We start from the raw sequence: 19,463 nt of genomic DNA, 5'->3' as shown, positions 1-19,463 counted from the left end.
CCGCGATCCGCTATCCGCCATCCGCGGTCCGCATCCCGCTATCCGCTCTGTCTCTGTCCGCAGTCCGCAATCCGCGCCCCGCGTTCCGCTTCCCGCTTGGCGCATCGGCACTCAGTATCCAGGCTGTCCGCGCAAAGCGGGCCGCGGGAAGCGGTTTGCGGACCGCGGTCTCACCACTTAAACCCAAACGGCTTATAGTCTCCTTCTCGACGCAAGAACGTGCACAGATTCCGCGCCTGCATCTGGATAATGGACTTGATCTGGTACTTCTTGCCTTTCACCGTCTCGGTGGATTCCAGGCGTTCCAGAATCTTGGCCGCATACCGCGAGCGGGTCTCCTCATCCAGCATGCCGGCCTTCAGCGTGACGGCTTCGCCGAGATTGATATGGGCGATCACGGTCCGATCCACGACCGGTTGCCGAAATTCCTCGACCAGATCCAGGACCAACGATGGCTTCCCCGGGCGATCCACATGGAGAAATCCGGCGAAGGGTTCCAGCCCGGCATTCAAGACCGCGCCCCACACCTGCGCGTATAGAATGCCATACCCATAGTTCAGCAGAGCATTGACGGCGTCGGTCGCGCCCCGATGCTCGCGCCCCATGAACTCCGCGCGCTGACCAATGATCTCCTTGATGCCATCCCAATACAGGCGTCCGGCGGTCCCCTCATAGCCCATCAGGGAATCCCGCACGTCATCGATGCATAAGCCCGCGATCCGCTCGACCGCCGGCCGCAAGTCCGCGAGTTGGTCGGCGACCCGATCCACGCGCGCAAAGCGTTCCGGGTCGGCCTGCTTCAGGTACTTGCCGAAATAGCGGAGCAGCCGTTCCTGATTGGTCAGCTTGCCGGTGACGATCGACTTCGCGAACTCGACGCCTCGCTCGTCCGCGATCGCAGCCAACTGTTCCCGCCGCGAAATCACCGTCGCGGTCAGCATCGGGGAGGACAGCATCGCATACGGTTTGCCGCCGCTCGTGAGAAAGCTGAGTCGGATGCCGCGCTGGCACAACTCTTCGATCAAGTCGGAGGAGAGCGTCACGCCGCGCGAGGCTACCACCACCTCGCTCAACCGGAAAAAGGGAAATTCATAGATGACGGTCTTGTTCTGACGGACCAGCAACCGCTCGCTCTTCTTCGACAGAAACATCCCGAACCCGGACAACACCACCTGCGACGTGTCGCCGGTCTTGACCATCCGGATACCCTCATCGATGATCCGCTCCTCGCCGTCCGGCGGCTCGGTCTCAATCGGTACGACTACGGCTTCCGGCTCGCCGGTAAAGAGATTGATCTGCGTTGGAGGCAGCTCGCGCGCGGGCTCAGGCGCCGCAACTTCAGGATGGATACGAGGGAGGGGATTAGGTTCAGGCGCTTGTGCGCTCATAGCCATGCTCCATCTCGTGCCGTGTCGAAGAAAGTGACCGCGACTTGTAGATTGAGTACATTCTGGCTCAAGAAAGGAACGCAATGAGGGCCAAACGTAAACCAGTTCCTCCTGACCCAATTGCCGCTGCCACGGGATTTCTCAAAGGTCAATTCTCCCTGACCGACGATCTCTGCCGTGAGCACCGGAACGAGGCGCGTGGTAAATCTCGTGCTGGCCTTGCTGGCACGCGCCTCGCCGGGGCTTCCAGCAAGGTCCGCAAAGAAAGCATGCGAATCAACGCCGACTTCGCCGCTATCGAGCGCGATCCCGATGTCTAATTCTCTTTCAAGTACCTGCCCGTTAGCCTGAACCCTGCCCAGACTTCCGTTCCATTTCCACCAGCAGCAGCGCTGCGCCGGAGAACGGCGAGCAGGGCCTTCTGTCTTCTTCGCCAAGGTGGCGAAGCCGCCGATTAGCCACCAATTGCCTCAATAACGCGCCGCGCCGACTACACAACCTGCTCCGCCTCCGCAACGGCCCGGCGAGCATCGTTTTCGGTGAACAGCTCCCACGGCGTGCGTCCGGCCGCTTCGTCTCCGTAATCGGTCTGGACGTGAACGTCGTGACCGAGCATCTCGGCGTGCTCGATCAGTCGGTGAAGTCGCTCGGTGAACTCAGGGGGAAACTCTCCCCGGGCGAGTGCCTCTCGGAGCGGCACAGTCGGCGCATGGGTCCGACCGACGGGCCCTGTGAGCGATAACACCGCCTTGACACCGTTCTCGGCGGCGAGCTGGGCATTGTCCACGGCCGATCGCCACCGGCCCAGGCTCACATCCTGCTGCGCCTCACCCAGAAAGCCGGTGGCCATCCGCAGGCGATAGGCGGCGTGCTCTCCGGTCATGAAGCTTGCTCCCACGTGAAGGACCAGGCGAATCCGGGAAACCGTTTCCACCGCCACACTAGGTCATGGCCCCGGCGTTCACGAATCAGCCCCATCCGGTCGATCAATCGTCGTAGCCGACCAAGCCGCTCGGTAGCATAGTTGAGCGGGTCATAGAGCACGACGCCGTCCAAGGCGATGTCGAGCCACAGGCTCGGAACGCCGGCGTCAAATTCCTGCGGCGTCTTGGCAAGCAACGATACCTGGGCACGACGGGCCGGGGGGAGCCATGCTCGGAGTCCGCGACTGCGTTCGAAGGGGCTCGCCGGAAGATTGCGAGCGATGACCAACAGGTCCCAGTCGCTTTCTTCCCAATGGTCACCCCGCGCGTGTGATCCGAACAACACCACCGCGACCAGGTCAGAACCAAGTCGCTGCTCCAGCGCGGCCACCACCTCGCCAAGCCATTCATGTTTCGCCTGACCCAATTCCATCACACCATCCCTACCATCCCTCGCGTTCTTGGCCGCTCAACGGGCCGTCCTTAACCAGAACATCGGAGTCAATAAGCCGCTCACCAGCAGTCATAGAGCTCCTCGCGGCGTCGGTAGAGGAGCTTGCCTCCCTTATGCGGACGCTTCAACAGCTCAAGCTGGTGCCTTGTGATTTCCTCATCACGGGTGGCCTGATCAAGCGGCTTGATCTCCACCAACGCCGGGCACTCAGCGGGAAGATCGGGCTTCTCATCGAGCACGACGGTGTTACCTTTGACGACACCCTTGTAGGTCTTCATGGCCTGTTCTCCCTTCTCAGCTAGGGCGCGTGGTTACGCATTATCGCCGAAGGCCGGCTGTTCGTCATCTCATTCCGCATGTCTGAAAGACCGCCGTCGCCGGAGTCCCAGCGGCAGCAGCGCCGCGCCGTCGAAGGCGAGCAGAAGTTTCGCCTCGTCACCGTGGAGATTTCGACCACCGATCCCAGAAGGCTTTTGGAGTCAGGATCGGAATGCCCCGATACTCCTTCAATGCCAGCAGATGCTCATCGCCAGAAACGATCCACTGTGCCCGTGAGGCGACAGCACAGGCCAAGATTGTGTCATCGTCGGGATCGTGTTCAATCACCCGTTCAATTCGAGTGTCCTGTACGACCTCGACAATGCCAAGCAAGGATTCCATCAATTCGCCGACCGAAGTGTTTAAGGCATGAATCCTCTGGGCAAATTTAGGACGGTTCAGGGCCTCGCGCATCTCATTCATGATGGCCGGGGTTGTGACTGGGGAAAGCTCTCCAACCTCGGCTGCTCGTATAAGACGGTGAGGAATGCCGGTCCATAGGAGACCAGAGATACAGACGTTCGTGTCGAGCACACGCGGACTTTAGCCACGCCGCCCCCGCTTTTCGCGGCGCATGCGGTGCACTTCGGCCGTAATCTCCTGGAGCGGCATCTCCTTCTCAGGGGCCCGTTCTGCGATCTCAGACGGCTTGAGTGGGCTCAGGCGTTTGAGGATGATCATGTCGCCCTCCGTCCACACGGCCAACTCGCTTGTACGGGGAAAAAGCCGCATGATCTCTTTCGGAAGTTTAATTGAGCCGCCAGTCTGAATCTTGACAGCTTTCATGAGTGTCTTTCTCCTTTACAGCACCATATTCTCTTGGCGCAGCATCATAACTGCGCCGCCACAGCTCCACCACCAGCAGTGCCGCGCCGGCAAGAGTCTCACTGACGCGGAGCCAGGGTGAGGCTATAATTAGTATTGCCATTGTCCGGACCCGGTGCTATGCTCCTCTTGGAGGTTGAACTCTGATGGCTAAGGTCATGGTTTCTCTTCCAGACGAATTTCTGAAAAAGGTGGACCGTGCTGCTGATGCCCAGGACCGGTCCCGCAGCGAGTTGATCCGTGAGGCATTGCGCTCGCACTTGAGCGGGGAAGGCAGTCGCCGTCGCTCCTGGAAAGACGCGCTGGCCCCGCTGCGGGAGCTCGAGCAGCAATGGGTCGGCCAGTGGGATTCGACGGATATCATCCGCTATTACCGCGAGAGCCGGTATGGCCGAAAAGATCGTCGTTGACTCCTCGGTGCTGGTCAAGTGGGTGAAAACGAAGGACGAAACGCTGGTCAGGGAGGCGCGTGCCCTGCTCGCCGAGGTGGAGAAGCTGTCTCTTGATGTGCATGTCCCGGCACTGCTTCTGTACGAGATCGGGAACATCCTGCTCTTGAAGACCAGCCTTGACGCCACGGCGCTGGATGATGCCCTCGAGCATCTGGAGCGTCTACCGTTTACTGTCGCTCCGCCGGCCATGCCTCTCCTGAAACGGGCTGCCAGTCTGGGTCGCAAATGGGGTCTCACCTTCTACGATGCCTCGTTCGTAGCGCTCGCCGTTGAGCTCGACTGCCCCTTCATCACGGCCGATCGCCGCCTCTTCGACCGTACCCACTCTTTGTCACGCGTTCGTCACCTCTCCCGCGTCGGCTCACTCGCTTGAGTCCGCCCGACAGCGCCATTGCCCCTTCATACCTTCCGCCGACTCATTTCCACCAGCAGCAGGGCCGCGCCGTCAAAGGCGAGCAGGTACGGGCCGGCCTCGAAGACGCGCAGACGTAACGACTCAGAGTTCTGCGCCGTGGAACATCTCATCAAGGTCCGCTGGCTCACGAGGTAACGCGCGCCCGCTTCCCACGCGACTGTCGGTCCATTTCCCGGAGCAGCCGCGCCGTCGAAGGACGATGAACCGCGAAGCCACGCTATCTTAACCGACCCACAGGACCGAGATCCGTAACAGCTCGGCCGCCTTCCGCTGCTGTGCGTCTGCCGTAACCAACGGGATGCCGATACCGGAGGTGGCCTGAACCGTCATCACCGATGCGACATGGATCGCGTCCAGGGCGCGGAGAGCCAGGGTGCGCACCAAGTCCTCAGCCTGCGCGAGAACCTGGGGACTCGCTTCCACCAATTCCCAATAGGCGCGATCCTGTCGGAGGCGGGCGATGATCGCCCGAAAATGCCGGTCGGCCAGGTCGCCGGCTCAGCGCCGACATCATCTCGACAGGCAAAATGGCCGAGGACAAACACCGATGCCGTCGAAGGAAGGTCCGGGCCTGCGCCGAGGCGTCCTCCCGAACGTAGCGCTTGAGCAGCGCGCTGGTGCCGAAATAGGCCCAGGCCGGCCGCTTCACGACGCGTCGCGCTCTTCACGCAGCGTCCTGGACAACGGCTTTCCCCGCAGCGGGCGCGGCCGCCAGGGCGGCAATGGCGAAGGTTTGGACGCCGGCCGCAGGACGCCGCTCGTTTCGAGGCGCCGCATCAGCGCTTCACCCGTGGCGTCCCCGTCCAACGGCTTGATTACCGCGATCGGTTTGCCGCATTCCGTCAGCACGACCTCTTCTCCGGCCTTCACGACCTTGACCGCTTTGGAAAAATATGGCGCCATGCCTCCTTTACAATGTAGTGACGTCACTACTCTATCCGCCGGCCGGGTGTTCGTCGATGTTCGACGCATCAGTTCCGACGCCGGAGTCCCAGCGGCAGCAGCGCCGCGCCGTCGAAGGCGAGCAGAAGTTTCGCCTCGTCACCGTGGAGATTTCGACCACCGATCCCAGAAGGCTTTTGGAGTCAGGATCGGAATGCCCCGATACTCCTTCAATGCCAGCAGATGCTCATCGCCAGAAACGATCCACTGTGCCCGTGAGGCGACAGCACAGGCCAAGATTGTGTCATCGTCGGGATCGTGTTCAATCACCCGTTCAATTCGAGTGTCCTGTACGACCTCGACAATGCCAAGCAAGGATTCCATCAATTCGCCGACCGAAGTGTTTAAGGCATGAATCCTCTGGGCAAATTTAGGACGGTTCAGGGCCTCGCGCATCTCATTCATGATGGCCGGGGTTGTGACTGGGGAAAGCTCTCCAACCTCGGCTGCTCGTATAAGACGGTGAGGAATGCCGGTCCATAGGAGACCAGAGATACAGACGTTCGTGTCGAGCACACGCGGACTTTAGCCACGCCGCCCCCGCTTTTCGCGGCGCATGCGGTGCACTTCGGCCGTAATCTCCTGGAGCGGCATCTCCTTCTCAGGGGCCCGTTCTGCGATCTCAGACGGCTTGAGTGGGCTCAGGCGTTTGAGGATGATCATGTCGCCCTCCGTCCACACGGCCAACTCGCTTGTACGGGGAAAAAGCCGCATGATCTCTTTCGGAAGTTTAATTGAGCCGCCAGTCTGAATCTTGACAGCTTTCATGAGTGTCTTTCTCCTTTACAGCACCATATTCTCTTGGCGCAGCATCATAACTGCGCCGCCACAGCTCCACCACCAGCAGTGCCGCGCCGTCGAAGGCGAGCAGGTGCGGGCCAGCCTCGAAGACGGGCAGACGCCAATCGAGTTCCTCCTTCACCGCCGCGCGCGGCACCACGGTGAAGATATGATTCTGCCGGCTCATCAAATCCGACACCGGCGTCGCCTCGCCGTCCTGGTAGAGGAGCAGCTTTTTCGGGTGATCGTGGTAGTCTTTTGTCTCCAGGATCACCCCGCAGTCGTCGGGCCAGAAAATCTCGCTCGCATGCATCTATCTGCTGCGATACTCACTGAAGCCTGGCCCAGTATTCACCAATCCCAAAGGGACAATAGTTTCGAGGAACCGTCTGTGCCAGTCTCGCTTAGGCGACTTTTTCGTGAAGGAACTGAGAACGTCTAGGTTTGCCTCCGGACCAAAATCGTCCAGGACTGCAATATGCGCTCTCGGCGGAAGTGTCCAAGGGTGCTCGTTCTGGACAGGTTGCGTAAAGTCTGGGCCAAGCTCTTGAGCACGAGAGACACCAACAAATTGAATAAACGAGCCGCGCTTGCCAATATAGGCAACGTGGGGAGCAATCCGAACAAGCCGCTCGGCCAGCGTATCGTCTCCGGTTGCCAGATCGAAGGCCCACCCCCAAGTACCCTGGTAGTGGACAACTTCCCGATACGCGATGCTGTCGATGTAGGGGCGAAGCGGATCGGGCGTTTTGGGCTCTTGTCGAACCTTTACAAACGTGTGTGTGATACAAGCTGCTTCAGGAGGCCTGATGCGGACCTCAACACCGACCAGCGACCTGAGGAAATCCTCACACTCTAGGTCGGACAAACGCGCTCTAAACGCCGCGTCGACGAAGGCCATCTTTATGCTATAGGGTGTCGGCACAACCAAGGTCTTTCCTACAGAGCTAGTCGCCAGGCTGATCTTCAAAGAGAAAAGGGCTGTGGGCTGGTATTCGGCTATGAGCCAGTGCCCGGGCCCCGGCACACCTGCAATGGCGGTGGGCTGCGCCAGTACTGCAAGGCGGGCTGCCCGTTTGTTCTCTTTGGGTTCCTTGACATCAGGTTTCTTCTTCCTCGCCATCGTTTAAGCTCCTGGAACCTGAAGATCGGCGGCGACACCCGCCAAGACCTTCACGCCATCCGCCAGCGTATCAAAGGACAGGACTGCAATCCCATTTGCCTTGATCCCGTTCAGCACTGCCGCCGCTCTCTCGATCTGGTCCCGGTAGTTGTCGTGAAGGGGACTCACAGTGGGCGCGGGCAGCGAAGTGCTGGAAACTGCAACAACCCCCTCGCATGCCACGATGTGCGGATTCTGGGTGTTCCGCTGGGCGCCAGCAGGCTTCAGTAGGGTTGCGACCAGTGAATGAACGAGGGCCCTGGCTCTGGCCTGCCTTCCGGGAGCGTCGATCACGTACTGCTGCGTGATATCGTTGAGACCGATGCGGTAGAGGTCCAGGTTGCAGATGAGAGCGTAGATGCCGGAGGAGGCGGGTCGGTGGAAAATAGGCTGCTTCCCCACCGTTGTCTCCTCACCTGCCGCACCACCTCGCTCGGCGGCGTATTTCACATGAAAGTACTGTTCAGTGGTTGTGAGCGGCGCTCCGTTGCCATCTGTCGGAAGCCCAACCACCCAACCGAACTCAATGCATGATTTGCGCGGAAGAGCGGCGTCGACGAACAGAGCACCAGCGAGATCGGTTAAACTGCATCGTGTGAGAACCTCGGTAAGCAGGTCTGCATTTGAACCGTCGTGGTTTTCGGCGAGTTGCAAGAACTCAGCATCCGCCGTGATACGATCTGGATCCAGCCGTCTGGCAGGTTCTGACAGAGGTTGGTTAGCCTCTTCGAGCAGCGGCACCAAGTGCCCCACCAGGATATGCTTGAACATGTCGCCACTCACCGCGTTCACCACAGCGCGTTGGCCTTTCTGATCAATGATATGCACCATTCGGGTTTGCTGCTGGTTTCCCTCGGTTCCCTCGTTGTTCAGACTATGAAGATCAAGCGTGATCCGAGCAGACAGTGAAAGCGAGCGTACGGTTCCCATAGCACTCCTCCATTTATCTTCAACCTTTACGGTTGCCGATCTCCTGACGTTCCGTCGGACTCCTGAGCAGAATCGACATCTTCGGGCTCCCATTTCTCCTTGCAGGAGCCGTATGCGGCGAGAAGAGCACCGACAACCGCCGCTCCATGGCGATCGACCAATGCCACGAATTCTTTCAGCTCTTCGTCGCTCACGTTGGCCGGCGCGGCCTTGGGGTTCTTTGTCGTTTCACGATGCCGGGCATTTTCGCGGTTGTAGTGCGAAATAAACTCCATGACGCATTCGATAAAGGCATTGCCGGGAGCCTTGCGAGTGCGGTGCAGGTCGTGCAGTAACTCATAGCGGATCTCGCGCCAGACTTGCTCACCACGCGCCTTTCGGTTCTGCGAAGTTACCGTTGCCTGGCGAACTGCTCTCGCAACCGCTTCGAATCCGGCATCGTTAATGATCTCCACGAGATGCGCATTTGTTCCCATAATGATCCTCCTGAAGTGCTGGTCCGTGAACCGCCGTATCCACCGAACCCGCCCGTTTAGTCTTAAACCGTTTGCACGCATCACGAACGGTCCGTATCGTTCCATGAACTCTACCAGCGCCCAGATGGCACTCTCACTGCGTTTCTCCAGAAGACGCCGATACGCCACAAGAAGCCCGATCTCATCGGATCGGTCGTCCTGAAGTCTTCGGATGATTCGCTGATGCTCGTCCAGAATGGCTAGCCAGTCGCCGGCATCCTTTTTACTCTCAATGGGAAACCACCCTGGCAGAGCGAGCGAAGACATGGCGGAGACAGCGTGCGCCTTTCCCAAAGACTGATAATGGGTCACCGTCACTCCCGAGATGGCTTCTGCTGGGGTCTTTCCTCTCAACGAAAGACCGGGGAAGACTTCCGCATAGGGGTCGTGGTACTCCTCTGAATGGCGCACCAAAAGTTCGGCCAGCTTGAGGACTGCCAATGCGTCCATCTTGGGAGAACCGCCATAGACGCCGCCCTTTCGTAGCTCTCGGGCTACCGACTCTATCGCACCAATTGATATATTGTAAGGAATAGGACAAACGAGGCGGACATGTTCGGCCTTCTGCCCCTGAAAAAACGGGCAGGCGGTGCGGAAATAACCCCGATATCGCAGCCACTCTGTGAAGGGATCAGCCCATTGCTCCTTGGTCTTGTCATTCCGATCCGTGCTGTCGGGCTTGAGCCGGCTGTATCCCTTGGCCGCAATAGGGGTGAAGAGTTGTACGGTGCTCACCTTCCAATCTAGGTTGGCCGGTTTCTGTCTAACCACGGCATCCAGTGCATTGGCTAAATCGCTTCGAAATTGTTCTGGTCTTTTTCGTATGATGGTCTCATGAACCCTGTTCGCGGTTTCGTCGCCCTGCAATGTGTTGAGGACCTGAAGTAGGCGCCAGTCCTCGCGAAGCTGTTCTTCTTGAATGAGCTGTTGTGTTTCGACATCAACGACTTTCTGCTTGTTCTTTCTCTTTGATCCGGCAAACTGTTTCTTCCGATCAGCCTTGGCCTTCTCGGCTTTGTAGTCGACAAAATCATGAACACCAGCGGGGACCCGAACGTTCTCGTTTGCCTTCAGGAACGGATAACCAGGGATTTTCGGGATACGGTCAACAAGTGCAGCTTTCCCCATTGGTGTCAGTAGGTGGACCTCAAATTCGGCCTCGCGCTCGATCAGTCGGACGGCTCCGGCATCCTGAACAGACCGAAGCAAGTCCGCCAGCCCCACCGCGGCGAAGACGTCGGCGTGCGTGCCCGTGCTCTTACGGATTCGAAAGGTCTGGATAGTGTCACTCATGAGATGCTCCTTCGGCTGTCGCACGCTGGTCGGAAAGGCGGAGCGTGCGAGTCAGGTATGCGACCAGTGGCCACCAATCCTTGAGAGAGTCGGAGCCCGCGGCTATTCTTAGCAGCGCCTCCAGGGAGCCACGCTTATCCGGTCGGACACAAAGGCTTTGCACCATGGTTCGGTCCGGGTGCCACCCGAGGACATTCTCCACAGCCTGCTCCCAGTTGGAGCAAAGGGGAACGATCCCCAGGTCCAAGCCATCTGGCAGCCACCCGCCGTGATGCGCCAGTACTGCAGCAGCGCACGCCGAAGCAACGCGGGTTCGGTCGTCGTCGGCTAGAGAAGGGAGCAGCCTTGCCAGAAACGCCCCACTGTAGAAGGCGCTTGCCGCTGCATGGGGAGGCCGTTTGATGCCAAGGTTACGCTCTTGCTCGCGATCTTCTGGCTTCTCCGGGTCAAAATCGGTATGAGCCAAGGGCACGACGTGACTATAGGCAGGGTTTCTTGCCTTCTGGGCTGCCTCGGCCCAACGCTGCCAGGTCTCTTGAAGCTTTCCCAAATCATGCAGCCGCGAACAGGCCTGAACAGCTTCCGCCATATTTTGCGCATTCAGACCGTAGCGCCTCTGGAAGCCTCTGCCTAGAAGGCCATTTTGATACCCTTCCCGTGTAAGCCTGGCTCGTGCCTCCGCGACAACCCGCTGAGCATGGTCACTCCAGGATTCGGCACGAAGAGGCGCGTGGCCAGGGCGCTTCGGCTCTGATCGGGGTGGGCTCTCCCGACTCCCCGCAATTCCAAGTCGAAGCCCTATTTGCTCGTCGTAAGCCGCGACCAGCGGCCTTAAGCAAACTACATAGGTTTGTTGAAGATCCTCGCCTGATTGCAAAGGCTTCCATGGGCTCTCCTCTGAGCCATCCCAGAACCATCCAAGGTTCTGATGTCCGGTCTGGAAGAGCCGATACAGCGACCGGCGCGACAAGGACAGCGCTTCTCGCTGCCCAGGACTCTCAGGTCGGTGTGCTTCATCGTTGATGATCACGCGCACCGAATCGGTGTCATCGCCCCGGATAAGATCGGCTACCCGTTTGGGGTCACGCACGATCGCATTCTGCTCGATTCGTCTCAGACACTCCTCAAGCCGTGGCATCCAGCCTTCCTGCAAGGCAATCTCGTCATCGGGTCCGTGAACCTCACGAACCCATTCCGAAGCCTGAAGAGGGTCCATAATCCCGTTCCCCACTCTTTCCAGCAACGCGCGTGTCCGCGTCAATGTGCCGTTTTCGGATTGCTGGTCACCGTACGGCAACCAAGCGTGTTCTTCCTCTGGTAGGGGGTAAACATGAACAGTACCTTCTTCGCCCTCGAACCGAGCGCAGCGCCCCGCCCGTTGAACCAGTGCGTTCATCGGACAGATCTCTGTGTGGAGATGGTCACATGATATGTCGAGCCCTGCTTCCACCACCTGGGTCGCCACTAGAATGGCAGGGCCTTGCGTTCCTCTCCCAAAGAGAGATCGAAGCTGTGCTTCTTTTGCGCGCCGATCCTCTTTGAAGAAGCGGGAATGAAGGAGCAGGAGAGGCACTCCGAGTTTCCGCGCCTCGATAGCGTGCCGCAACGCCTCAAACATGGCTTGCGCACGGCCAACGGTGTTCAGCAAAACAAGCGAGCGCCTCTCGTGGTGCGCAAGGATCGCATCGGCGGACATGCGCGTGGATTCGAGCGTGATGCGCCGGGTCACCTGGGACACACTGGGAAGCGATGCCAGAAGCTCACGCATCTCTGCGTCGTTCGCCGGGATGGGAACTGCCCTCAGGGCGTCTTGCAACATTTGTTGAAGTGGCTGCGTGGCGGTCGCCGTCATCCAGACGGTTTGGCTCAAATGCTGAAACAGGCGCAGTCCCGCCACGGCGGTGAGGAATGCCCTGTGCGGCTCCATCAAATGGAATTCGTCGAATACGACAAGTGACCCAGCCACAGCGGCAGCATTCACATTGTGGAGCCGATCCGAGAGCCCGTATGGGCTACAGAGAAACCCGCTTAAAAGCTGGTCGTAGGTCGTGACAATGATCCTTCCCCGATCAAAGAACCGATCGTCAGGTTGCTCGCCAGTCTGCAATGTGACGAAGGGCGAGACCATTTCACGGCCTTGTGAGTCCTGTTGGCTCTCGATTGCTAGCCCGAGCCGTTTGGCCGCATCGAGAGCCTCGCGATAGATGCCTTGCGCCAACGTTCTGAGGGGTAGGACGTAAATCAGGCGCATCGGTTGATTATTCCAGGAGGGAAAGAGAAACGGCGCTAAGACTGACCATGTCTTTCCGGCTCCTGTTGGAGCACGAAGAACCACATTGCTTCCGTTAAAGAGGCTGCGTGCAACATCGATCTGGTAATCGAAAGGAACCCAACCAGATACCTTTCGGAAGGATTGAGAATATGTTGCTGCGTCAAACTCGCTCATGGGTTCTTAGCACCTTCCCAGCACACCTAGTGCTGTTCCAACTTATTATCCCTAGATTGTGCTATCCTGTCCCGAACCAGGAGGGAGCAACTGTGTTGAATGTCAAGGTGCCATGAGAAATTCTGTATGACTTCACGCGATCACGGCGCACGCATTTGGCTCAGGAGCGGCGATCTCCGAGGCACGCGATCTCTGGGATCCCCCTCTTGGGTCTGTTGGAGCAGTCTGCCAGCGGGTCTTGTGCTTCAGCAGAGCATTGAGGATCGTCAGCAGTTTTCGCATGCAGGCCGTGAGGGCGACCTTCTTGGCTTTGCCGGCTGTACACAAGCGCCGATAGAAGGTCTGAATCACCGGGTTGCACCGCGTGGCGGCCACCGTCGCCATGTACAGCACGGCCCGGACGGCGGCGCGTCCCCCCCAGCAGGTGCGGGTCCCGTGCAGGGTGCCACTGTCTCGGTTCAGCGGGGCCACCCCGACCAAGGCGGCGATCTGCTTGCGATCCAGCGTGCCCAACTCCGGCAGATCCGCCAGCAGGGTCCGGCTCAAGACGGGCCCCACCCCCGGCACGCTTTGCAGCAGATCATCGTGGGCGTGCCACAGGGGACTCTGCTTGAGGTGCTAGCCCACCTCTTTCTCCAACTGCGCCAGCCGCGCCTCCAACCAGGCAATGTGCGCCGCAATGTCGGCTTGGATCGCGGGAGGCGCCTGCCCCCGGCGATTCTTTTCGGCCGTGAGCATCTCCACCACTTGACGCCGGCGGGCGACCAAGGCGCTCAACGCCTGCGTCGCCTGATCGGGCAGCGGCCGCAGGGCCGGGCGCACCTGCGCGGCGAACAGGGCCAAGACCTGGGCATCGAGCCGATCGGTTTTGGCCAACCGGCCCAGGGCTTTGGCAAAGTCCCGCACTTGGCGGGGATTCACCGCGACGGCCGGCAGCGCCGCGGCGCCCAACGCGCCCAGCAGGGGCAGTGCCAAGCCCCCGGTCGCCTCGAGCACAACGAGGGCAACTCGCCGCTGTTGGAGCTGCGCGACCAAGGTCGCGATGCCCGCCTCATCGTTGCGCACCATCCAGGTCTCGCCGGACGGATGAAGGGCCACATCGAGGCGCGCGTTGGCCACGTCAATGCCTACAAACACGTCGGCTTGATTCATACGGGACGATCCTCCTATGGGAACCCGGTCTTGCCGGATGCGGGCTCGTGCGGCCCAGGCAACTGTGCGGGTTTGGGTGGAGGGACGTGCCGACCCGTGCTCCCCCACGGCCTCGATGGACCCAGAGGATGTCGATCTGGCACGCCCCGAATGCATCCGACCACGAGGATTCATCAGATAGCCCTCCATATACAAGAGGATGGCCAAACCCGTCCAACTCAGGGCCCAGACCCGTGGGGAACACCGTGTCTTGCGCGCCAAACTCAAGGATTTGTCGCTCTCCGCTCGCGTCCACCAGCGGTATCGCCTCATCGAGTGTCTGCGGACAGGGATGGGGGCGATGGCCACAGCCACGCAGGTGAAGTGCCACTTGACCGTGGTGTATGACTGGATCCACCGGTTCAACGAGAGTTGGTTTGCGACGTTCGAACGGGTGCCAAACCCGAAGGGCCGGCCGCCGATCCTCCAAGCCAGCCAACTGCGCGAGTTGGTGGACGTCGCCCTGTCCAGTCCGCTGGAACGCGGGTTGCCGTTCTCGGCCTGGTCTGTTCCCATGCTGGCGGCATACTGTCGCCAGAAACGGCTGCTGCCGCCCGTGACCGATGAATGGGTGCGGCGGCTGCTCCGGCGGGAAGGGCTCAGCGCCCAACGCATCCGAACCTGGAAGATCTCCCATGACCCCGCATTTGACCGGAAAAAAAACGGATCCGAGCGCTCTACCGTCGCTGTCCGCCGCGGACCGCGGTGGTCTGCTTCGACGAGTGGGGGCCGCTCGAGGTGAAACCCATCGGCGGGACCGCCTGGGCCCGGCTCCGTCGCCCGCGCCGGATGCGGGCGACCTATCGCCGTCTGCAGGGCACGGAGCAGTTTCTCGGGTTTTACGACGTGCATGCCGACTGCCTCGGCGGGGTCTTTCGCAAACACAAGCGCTTGCCCGAACTGTGCGAGGCGTTTCGGCGCCTGCGAGCCTGCTATCCGCGGCAGCGCCTGCTGGTCATCATGGACAACTTGCACAACACCCACGATCATCCCCGCTTCTTGGCCCTACTCCGCCGCCTGCGGATTCATCCGGTCTGGACCCCCACGGAGGCCTCGTGGCTCAACTTGATCGAGGCGCCGTTTGGCGTGCTCAAGCGCTTCACCCTGCGGCAGACCGATGACCCGAGTCACCTCGTCCGCCGCCGGCGCATTGACCGCTACTTGCGGTATCGTCATCGGAAGCTCGGTCTCTTGCGCCATCCGCTCAATCGCATTCGCTCAATTAGGCCTATTAAGTTGGAATGACACTAGCTCGATGAGGCTATGTTCGAAAAGACTTTGCTCATGACCACGCCGCTTGGCGAGCTTCTGTTTCCAGCCGCGCGCCTGCATCCACGTGGCCGCTCCTGCCCGCATTATTCATGAACGCTTCTGCTGCAATCGCGGATTCGCCGCTGCGACAAGCTGGCATGCCGGTTTTGAGGCATGCCAGCGGGCGGGCTCGCCGCTCGGTCGGTCAACGTGCTGCCGGGAGCACGCCTCCCTTCCTCGCGGCTCCACGCACCCGTCTCGCCTGGCGACTGCGCGATTTCGCGACGAACCTCCATGAATAATGCGGGCTTGCCATGATTACTGATCGTTCCATCGTTCAACCCTGGGGTTATGGGTTTCGGTATCTCCCCTCACCCTCGCCCTCTCCCGCGAGGGGAGAGGGGAAGACGACAGGGAGAGGGCATTCTGTGTACCACACCGGTGTGACATCTGGGGTCAAGACGGTGATCCGTCGTCCGTGGCCCGTTTACCGTGAACCGTCTCCCGTTTACCGCGACCCGCGACCCGCATTCCGTGAACCGTCAACCGTCGTCCGTTAACCGTTTTCAGCTAACGGGCGACGGACAACGGACAACGGTCCGCCATGTCGTGCGCGAGGCCGGGTTTCCAGGAGCGCCGGTCGCAGTCACCTTCTGATCTCCGGCTACAAGAGAAACTTGCCCTGGTTATAGACGACCTTTCCTTCAGCCAGGATGTGGCCGAGGAAATTGCTCGGCCTGGCTTCTTTGAGATCGCTGGGCGTATACGGCCGGACCTCGACCGAGGGATCGACAGCCAGCGACAGCTCTACCAGCAAGTCCATGCGCTTCGCATGGCTCATCCGGGCAAAGTCGGGTGAGATCACGGCGAGATCCACGTCGCTCCACTCGTCGGCCTCACCCCGTGCGTGCGAACCGAACAGAATCGCTTCCTGAATGGTGATCTTCTTCTGCAGATGTTCGATGGTCTGCTTGATCAGCTCTTTCGTGCGAGCTGTCGCCTCAACTTTTTCCACAGGGCCTCCGCTTGTTGGAGTAGGTCTCTTGCCAACGATTTCGTGACGCTCTTCGCCAGTGCCCGGATCTCAGGCGGATAACGCGTCTGAATGTCATACAGGGACAAGCGCTCCAGCAGGGCTTTCTCGTCAGGTGTACAGTGAAGACCGGCTGCTTCCTCCAGTCGCACGAGATTATGGATTCTCGGAGGAAATTCGCCGGTCCTTGCGGTCACGTGGGCTTTGAGCAGTTTTTCGAGCGACTGTTGGCACATGAACAGCACGTACAGATACCGGCGCGAACGCAGCATCGCCTTGGCCGTGTCCAAGTCTTAGCGAGAGACCTCAATCCATGGTTTGACATCTTTCTTCTGCTCGTCGGTCATGTATGGCCTTCTCAGTCCGAATCCAGTGTGGTGTCTCCCTGGTCCCGATCTGCAAAGGATCATTCAGGTACAGGTGTTCATCAAGGGAGTTCCATTATGCGATCATCGTCCCAGCTTGGCCAGCTTCTGTTTCCAGCCGCGCGCCTGCATCCACGTGGCCGCTCCTGCCCGCATTATTCATGAACGCTTCTGCTGCAATCGCGGATTCGCCGCTGCGACAAGCTGGCATGCCGGTTTTGAGGCATGCCAGCGGGCGGGCTCGCCGCTCGGTCGGTCAACGTGCTGCCGGGAGCACGCCTCCCTTCCTCGCGGCTCCACGCACCCGTCTCGCCTGGCGACTGCGCGATTTCGCGACGAACCTCCATGAATAATGCGGGCTTGCCATGATTACTGATCGTTCCATCGTTCAACCCTGGGGTTATGGGTTTCGGTATCTCCCCTCACCCTCGCCCTCTCCCGCGAGGGGAGAGGGGAAGACGACAGGGAGAGGGCATTCTGTGTACCACACCGGTGTGACATCTGGGGTCAAGACATGATCCGTCGTCCGTGGCCCGTTTTCCGCGATCCGCACCCCGCAGCCCGCGATCCGCTCTCCGCATTCCGCAATCCGTCATCCGTGAGCGGGACGCGGGCTGCGGGAAACGGACAACGGAGAATGGACAACGGAAGACGGGCAGCGGACAACGGTCCGCCATGTCATGCGTGAGGCCGGGTTTCCAGGAACGGCGGTCGCGATCTTCCCATCTGATGCGGCAGCTTACCGTTCGGACGGCTTCCGCTCGTTCGCCGAAGGCTTTGAAGTCTATGCCGAGCGCGTCGTCGCAGTAGAAATGGGCGAGGGCAGTGACGCGGTCCGGCGAGCGGAGGACAGGGCAGGAATGAACAGCCCTGTTGACCTTTGAAGGCCCGTCGAGTACTGTTGGCTGAAAAAGCGAGTGTCGGATGGCTTTCGTGGAAAGGCTTAGAGGCGTCGTATGAGTCAGAAGGAACTTCTCTCTCCCCCTCGATACATTCAAAACGAACGGGGAGAGATTGTGGAAGTTATCGTCTCCGTTGAGGACTACCGGCGCTTTCTGCGAACGTTGGCTGCGCATACCGACTGGGAGAGTCTCCCTTCCTATTTGCAGGATGCTATCGATCGTCTGTTAGCCGAGGAGGCACGGGCCGAAGAAGGGCCGTCGAAGCCGCTCCGCGATGTATTGAGCGAGTCCGGCAGGCGCTCTTGATGCCCTACACCGTTCTGCTCCGGCCGGCGGCGGAACGGGACCTCAAGAAGCTCCCTCCAGAGGTCCGATCCCGAATCAAAGACGTTCTTCTCAGTCTTGAACAAGATCCTCTCCCTCCCGGCGTCACAAAGCTGACCGACAGCAGTAATCTCTGGCGTATTCGCTGCGGCGATTACCGCATCCTTTTTGAAATTGATGACACGGCGCGGACTGTTCTTGTTCTGCGTATTGCCCATCGTCGAGAGGCCTACCGGTAGCAACCCTCATCTCTGCGCAAGCCCGGGTATCACTCAATCCTTCTGAAGAATTTCATATTGCCCATGGCCCCACACCGCATATTTGCCGACGTGCGTGTACTGCCCCAGGATCAGCAACGGCAGGAACTCTTCTAGGTCCCCTTCATACGTCACGTCGCCCACAAACCCGCCCATGTCATGCGTGAGGCCGGTTTTCCAGGAGCGGCGGTCGCGGTCTTCCCATCGGATGCGGCAGCTCGCGGTTCGGACGGCTTCGGCGCGCTCGCCGAAGGCTTTGAAGTCTATGTCCAGCGCGTCGTCGCAGTAGAAATGGGCGAGGGCGTTGATGCGGTCGCGCAGGCGCTTGATCAGGTGGTGGAACTCCGGGCGCTCGACGATCCTGCCGTCGGCTTTGAGAAGCGTCGGGGTGAGAAAGCGGATCATGATCCGCATACCGCTATCCGCACTCCGCGATCCGCCTTCCGCCAACCGTGCCCCGCAGCCCGCAATCCGCCACCCGCAATCCGCAGACCGCTCAACGCTGCCTGCAGTCTGCAATCCGCTAATGGTCAACTGTTCGGCAGCAAGGTGACAATCTTGAAAAGTCAGGCGGGATTGGGATGGACGAACGAGTTGATCCTTTGCAGAGTAGATTTCGATAGCGCCGCTATCCGTTATCCGCTGTCCGCTTTCCCCAATCTGATTGCCGCTTGCGGGTTGCGGGACGCGGAACGCGGGCAGCGGATCCAGTTGCATCACCCGACTGATTTCGTAGCGGCCCCGACCAAGACCGATGCCTTGGTCGCCGAGCTCACGGAAGGTGACCAAAAAGTAAGGGAAGTAATCGAGCGCCTTGCCGATAAGGATCAGGTCGAACTGGATGACCTCGCCGGGCCGGGCCGTTGTCTCGATGCCGTTCGGGGGACGGAACACGAAGGGGCGGGGAATGTCCTGATTCAAACTGAGCCGATCCGCTCCCGGCGGCGGGCTGGGTTCGAAGATCTGCCCATGCGGACAGGTGGCCTTCAGGCGGCAGGTCTCACGACAGTCGGCCGGTGTGGGGCAGACGAGGCGCTTGAATGTGGAACCGAACGCGCCGCGAAGGGTATTGCCGGGATTGCGCGGGTGGAGCGCGACCCGATTTTCAGGCTCCAGTACGAAGCGAAACCACGAAAGGGAAAACGCCTGCAGCATGAGGTTCCTGGGATCGGCTATCCCTGCAGGTGAGGTTGCTATCCCGCCACGGTCGTTTTTGCGCAGAGGCTTACGCCATTCCCCCGGCGAAAGCAACCCAGCTTATGGGGGAGAGCTATTAAAAAGGAGATGAGAAATGGAA

The 19,463-nt window shown here is 59.9% G+C and carries 27 protein-coding genes and 1 pseudogene; 7 read left to right on the top strand and 21 right to left on the bottom strand.

Going from position 1 to position 19,463, the window contains the following annotated elements; translation table 11 throughout:
- Window positions 1-170: 170 nt before the first annotated feature.
- From cas1 to AB1555_01160, 7 genes are all read right to left on the bottom strand, one after another.
- A complete protein-coding gene (gene cas1 / locus AB1555_01190; protein ID MEW6245306.1) occupies window positions 171-1,388 on the bottom strand; it encodes a CRISPR-associated endonuclease Cas1 in 1,218 nt (405 codons plus the stop codon).
- The gene (locus tag AB1555_01185) at window positions 1,385-1,825 is read right to left on the bottom strand and encodes a hypothetical protein (GenBank protein MEW6245305.1); all 441 of its coding nucleotides are present in this window, start codon (window positions 1,823-1,825) and stop codon (window positions 1,385-1,387) included. Before AB1555_01185 ends, cas1 begins: the two co-directional genes overlap by 4 nt.
- A 53-nt stretch (window positions 1,826-1,878) precedes the next feature.
- Window positions 1,879-2,271 carry a HEPN domain-containing protein gene (locus AB1555_01180; protein MEW6245304.1) on the bottom strand — a complete coding sequence of 131 codons (393 nt, stop codon included), beginning with the start codon at window positions 2,269-2,271 and terminating at the stop codon, window positions 1,879-1,881.
- Entirely contained in the window at window positions 2,268-2,744 is a 477-nt protein-coding gene (locus AB1555_01175; protein ID MEW6245303.1) for a nucleotidyltransferase domain-containing protein, read from the bottom strand. The genes AB1555_01180 and AB1555_01175 overlap by 4 nt, the downstream gene beginning before the upstream one ends.
- A gap of 80 nt (window positions 2,745-2,824) precedes the next feature.
- Window positions 2,825-3,043, bottom strand: a complete 219-nt coding sequence (locus AB1555_01170; protein ID MEW6245302.1) for a hypothetical protein — start codon at window positions 3,041-3,043, stop codon at window positions 2,825-2,827.
- 157 nt (window positions 3,044-3,200) lie between these two features.
- Window positions 3,201-3,617 (bottom strand): putative toxin-antitoxin system toxin component, PIN family, encoded by a 417-nt coding sequence (locus AB1555_01165; protein MEW6245301.1) that lies wholly within the window; start codon window positions 3,615-3,617, stop codon window positions 3,201-3,203.
- Between the two features lie 9 nt (window positions 3,618-3,626).
- Window positions 3,627-3,869 carry a hypothetical protein gene (locus tag AB1555_01160; GenBank protein MEW6245300.1) on the bottom strand — a complete coding sequence of 81 codons (243 nt, stop codon included), beginning with the start codon at window positions 3,867-3,869 and terminating at the stop codon, window positions 3,627-3,629.
- A 185-nt stretch (window positions 3,870-4,054) separates the two neighbouring features.
- On the opposite strand from AB1555_01160, the gene AB1555_01155 reads away from it, so the two are divergent.
- Complete coding sequence (locus AB1555_01155) at window positions 4,055-4,318, top strand: ribbon-helix-helix protein, CopG family (protein ID MEW6245299.1); 264 nt, start codon at window positions 4,055-4,057, stop codon at window positions 4,316-4,318.
- Entirely contained in the window at window positions 4,296-4,733 is a 438-nt protein-coding gene (locus AB1555_01150; protein MEW6245298.1) for a type II toxin-antitoxin system VapC family toxin, read from the top strand. The genes AB1555_01155 and AB1555_01150 overlap by 23 nt, the downstream gene beginning before the upstream one ends.
- Before the next feature lie 26 nt (window positions 4,734-4,759).
- Here the strand turns inward: AB1555_01150 and AB1555_01145 are convergent, their stop codons facing one another.
- The 11 genes and pseudogenes from AB1555_01145 to AB1555_01095 all read right to left on the bottom strand — a co-directional run bounded on the left by AB1555_01145 (window position 4,760) and on the right by AB1555_01095 (window position 13,995).
- Window positions 4,760-4,885: a hypothetical protein gene (locus AB1555_01145; GenBank protein MEW6245297.1), complete on the bottom strand. Its 126-nt coding sequence runs from the start codon at window positions 4,883-4,885 to the stop codon at window positions 4,760-4,762.
- Between the two features lie 112 nt (window positions 4,886-4,997).
- Window positions 4,998-5,198, bottom strand: a complete 201-nt coding sequence (locus AB1555_01140; GenBank protein MEW6245296.1) for a hypothetical protein — start codon at window positions 5,196-5,198, stop codon at window positions 4,998-5,000.
- A 222-nt stretch (window positions 5,199-5,420) separates the two neighbouring features.
- Complete coding sequence (locus AB1555_01135) at window positions 5,421-5,678, bottom strand: hypothetical protein (GenBank protein MEW6245295.1); 258 nt, start codon at window positions 5,676-5,678, stop codon at window positions 5,421-5,423.
- Between the two features lie 138 nt (window positions 5,679-5,816).
- The gene (locus AB1555_01130; protein ID MEW6245294.1) at window positions 5,817-6,233 is read right to left on the bottom strand and encodes a putative toxin-antitoxin system toxin component, PIN family; all 417 of its coding nucleotides are present in this window, start codon (window positions 6,231-6,233) and stop codon (window positions 5,817-5,819) included.
- A 9-nt stretch (window positions 6,234-6,242) separates the two neighbouring features.
- On the bottom strand, window positions 6,243-6,431 hold the full coding sequence (locus AB1555_01125) for a hypothetical protein (protein MEW6245293.1): 189 nt from the start codon (window positions 6,429-6,431) through the stop codon (window positions 6,243-6,245).
- 16 nt (window positions 6,432-6,447) lie between these two features.
- Window positions 6,448-6,810, bottom strand: coding sequence for a hypothetical protein (locus tag AB1555_01120; protein MEW6245292.1), 363 nt, complete (start codon window positions 6,808-6,810; stop codon window positions 6,448-6,450).
- Window positions 6,811-7,620, bottom strand: a complete 810-nt coding sequence (locus AB1555_01115) for a hypothetical protein (protein ID MEW6245291.1) — start codon at window positions 7,618-7,620, stop codon at window positions 6,811-6,813.
- A 3-nt stretch (window positions 7,621-7,623) separates the two neighbouring features.
- Window positions 7,624-8,589: a DevR family CRISPR-associated autoregulator gene (locus AB1555_01110; protein MEW6245290.1), complete on the bottom strand. Its 966-nt coding sequence runs from the start codon at window positions 8,587-8,589 to the stop codon at window positions 7,624-7,626.
- Window positions 8,590-8,615: 26 nt separating this feature from the next.
- A complete protein-coding gene (locus AB1555_01105) occupies window positions 8,616-10,397 on the bottom strand; it encodes a hypothetical protein (protein ID MEW6245289.1) in 1,782 nt (593 codons plus the stop codon).
- Window positions 10,390-12,843 carry a CRISPR-associated helicase Cas3' gene (gene cas3, locus AB1555_01100; protein ID MEW6245288.1) on the bottom strand — a complete coding sequence of 818 codons (2,454 nt, stop codon included), beginning with the start codon at window positions 12,841-12,843 and terminating at the stop codon, window positions 10,390-10,392. The genes AB1555_01105 and cas3 overlap by 8 nt, the downstream gene beginning before the upstream one ends.
- A gap of 228 nt (window positions 12,844-13,071) precedes the next feature.
- Window positions 13,072-13,995, bottom strand: a pseudogene (locus tag AB1555_01095) (transposase).
- A 199-nt stretch (window positions 13,996-14,194) separates the two neighbouring features.
- On the opposite strand from AB1555_01095, the gene AB1555_01090 reads away from it, so the two are divergent.
- Together AB1555_01090 and AB1555_01085 are read left to right on the top strand one after the other, a co-directional pair.
- A complete protein-coding gene (locus AB1555_01090) occupies window positions 14,195-14,776 on the top strand; it encodes a hypothetical protein (protein ID MEW6245287.1) in 582 nt (193 codons plus the stop codon).
- Window positions 14,740-15,279, top strand: a complete 540-nt coding sequence (locus AB1555_01085; GenBank protein ID MEW6245286.1) for a transposase — start codon at window positions 14,740-14,742, stop codon at window positions 15,277-15,279. The genes AB1555_01090 and AB1555_01085 overlap by 37 nt, the downstream gene beginning before the upstream one ends.
- A gap of 670 nt (window positions 15,280-15,949) precedes the next feature.
- Here the strand turns inward: AB1555_01085 and AB1555_01080 are convergent.
- Together AB1555_01080 and AB1555_01075 are read right to left on the bottom strand one after the other, a co-directional pair.
- Window positions 15,950-16,300, bottom strand: coding sequence for a nucleotidyltransferase domain-containing protein (locus tag AB1555_01080; protein ID MEW6245285.1), 351 nt, complete (start codon window positions 16,298-16,300; stop codon window positions 15,950-15,952).
- On the bottom strand, window positions 16,261-16,590 hold the full coding sequence (locus AB1555_01075; GenBank protein MEW6245284.1) for a HEPN domain-containing protein: 330 nt from the start codon (window positions 16,588-16,590) through the stop codon (window positions 16,261-16,263). Before AB1555_01075 ends, AB1555_01080 begins: the two co-directional genes overlap by 40 nt.
- 773 nt (window positions 16,591-17,363) lie before the next feature.
- Here AB1555_01075 and AB1555_01070 point away from each other — a divergent pair.
- The 3 genes from AB1555_01070 to AB1555_01060 all read left to right on the top strand — a co-directional run bounded on the left by AB1555_01070 (window position 17,364) and on the right by AB1555_01060 (window position 18,148).
- Entirely contained in the window at window positions 17,364-17,567 is a 204-nt protein-coding gene (locus tag AB1555_01070) for a hypothetical protein (protein MEW6245283.1), read from the top strand.
- Between the two features lie 72 nt (window positions 17,568-17,639).
- Window positions 17,640-17,891, top strand: a complete 252-nt coding sequence (locus tag AB1555_01065) for a hypothetical protein (GenBank protein MEW6245282.1) — start codon at window positions 17,640-17,642, stop codon at window positions 17,889-17,891.
- Window positions 17,891-18,148, top strand: a complete 258-nt coding sequence (locus tag AB1555_01060) for a type II toxin-antitoxin system RelE/ParE family toxin (GenBank protein ID MEW6245281.1) — start codon at window positions 17,891-17,893, stop codon at window positions 18,146-18,148. Before AB1555_01065 ends, AB1555_01060 begins: the two co-directional genes overlap by 1 nt.
- Before the next feature lie 33 nt (window positions 18,149-18,181).
- Here the strand turns inward: AB1555_01060 and cas6 are convergent, their stop codons facing one another.
- A complete protein-coding gene (cas6, locus tag AB1555_01055) occupies window positions 18,182-19,417 on the bottom strand; it encodes a CRISPR system precrRNA processing endoribonuclease RAMP protein Cas6 (protein MEW6245280.1) in 1,236 nt (411 codons plus the stop codon).
- Window positions 19,418-19,463: the final 46 nt, after the last annotated feature.

It is taken from the genome of Nitrospirota bacterium, assembly GCA_040755395.1.
GTDB lineage: Bacteria > Nitrospirota > Nitrospiria > Nitrospirales > Nitrospiraceae > DATLZU01.
The sequence above is the reverse complement of the archived record's forward strand: the minus strand, read 5'-3'. Positions and strand labels throughout refer to the sequence as shown.

Bases quoted from the DNA above. Each gene is read 5' to 3' on its own strand.
- AB1555_01135 (MEW6245295.1), bottom strand. From the start codon at position 5,678: ATGGCGCCATATTTTTCCAAAGCGGTCAAGGTCGTGAAGGCCGGAGAA.
- AB1555_01090 (MEW6245287.1), top strand. From the start codon at position 14,195: ATGGCCAAACCCGTCCAACTCAGGGCCCAGACCCGTGGGGAACACCGT.
- AB1555_01060 (MEW6245281.1), top strand. From the start codon at position 17,891: ATGCCCTACACCGTTCTGCTCCGGCCGGCGGCGGAACGGGACCTCAAG.
- AB1555_01110 (MEW6245290.1), bottom strand. From the start codon at position 8,589: ATGGGAACCGTACGCTCGCTTTCACTGTCTGCTCGGATCACGCTTGAT.
- cas3 (MEW6245288.1), bottom strand. From the start codon at position 12,843: ATGAGCGAGTTTGACGCAGCAACATATTCTCAATCCTTCCGAAAGGTA.
- AB1555_01105 (MEW6245289.1), bottom strand. From the start codon at position 10,397: ATGAGTGACACTATCCAGACCTTTCGAATCCGTAAGAGCACGGGCACG.
- cas1 (MEW6245306.1), bottom strand. From the start codon at position 1,388: ATGAGCGCACAAGCGCCTGAACCTAATCCCCTCCCTCGTATCCATCCT.
- AB1555_01145 (MEW6245297.1), bottom strand. From the start codon at position 4,885: ATGAGATGTTCCACGGCGCAGAACTCTGAGTCGTTACGTCTGCGCGTC.
- AB1555_01160 (MEW6245300.1), bottom strand. From the start codon at position 3,869: ATGAAAGCTGTCAAGATTCAGACTGGCGGCTCAATTAAACTTCCGAAA.
- AB1555_01180 (MEW6245304.1), bottom strand. From the start codon at position 2,271: ATGACCGGAGAGCACGCCGCCTATCGCCTGCGGATGGCCACCGGCTTT.
- AB1555_01070 (MEW6245283.1), top strand. From the start codon at position 17,364: ATGCGTGAGGCCGGGTTTCCAGGAACGGCGGTCGCGATCTTCCCATCT.
- AB1555_01115 (MEW6245291.1), bottom strand. From the start codon at position 7,620: ATGGCGAGGAAGAAGAAACCTGATGTCAAGGAACCCAAAGAGAACAAA.
- AB1555_01120 (MEW6245292.1), bottom strand. From the start codon at position 6,810: ATGCATGCGAGCGAGATTTTCTGGCCCGACGACTGCGGGGTGATCCTG.
- AB1555_01175 (MEW6245303.1), bottom strand. From the start codon at position 2,744: ATGGAATTGGGTCAGGCGAAACATGAATGGCTTGGCGAGGTGGTGGCC.
- AB1555_01065 (MEW6245282.1), top strand. From the start codon at position 17,640: ATGAGTCAGAAGGAACTTCTCTCTCCCCCTCGATACATTCAAAACGAA.
- AB1555_01170 (MEW6245302.1), bottom strand. From the start codon at position 3,043: ATGAAGACCTACAAGGGTGTCGTCAAAGGTAACACCGTCGTGCTCGAT.
- AB1555_01125 (MEW6245293.1), bottom strand. From the start codon at position 6,431: ATGCGGCTTTTTCCCCGTACAAGCGAGTTGGCCGTGTGGACGGAGGGC.
- AB1555_01150 (MEW6245298.1), top strand. From the start codon at position 4,296: ATGGCCGAAAAGATCGTCGTTGACTCCTCGGTGCTGGTCAAGTGGGTG.
- AB1555_01075 (MEW6245284.1), bottom strand. From the start codon at position 16,590: ATGCTGCGTTCGCGCCGGTATCTGTACGTGCTGTTCATGTGCCAACAG.
- AB1555_01155 (MEW6245299.1), top strand. From the start codon at position 4,055: ATGGCTAAGGTCATGGTTTCTCTTCCAGACGAATTTCTGAAAAAGGTG.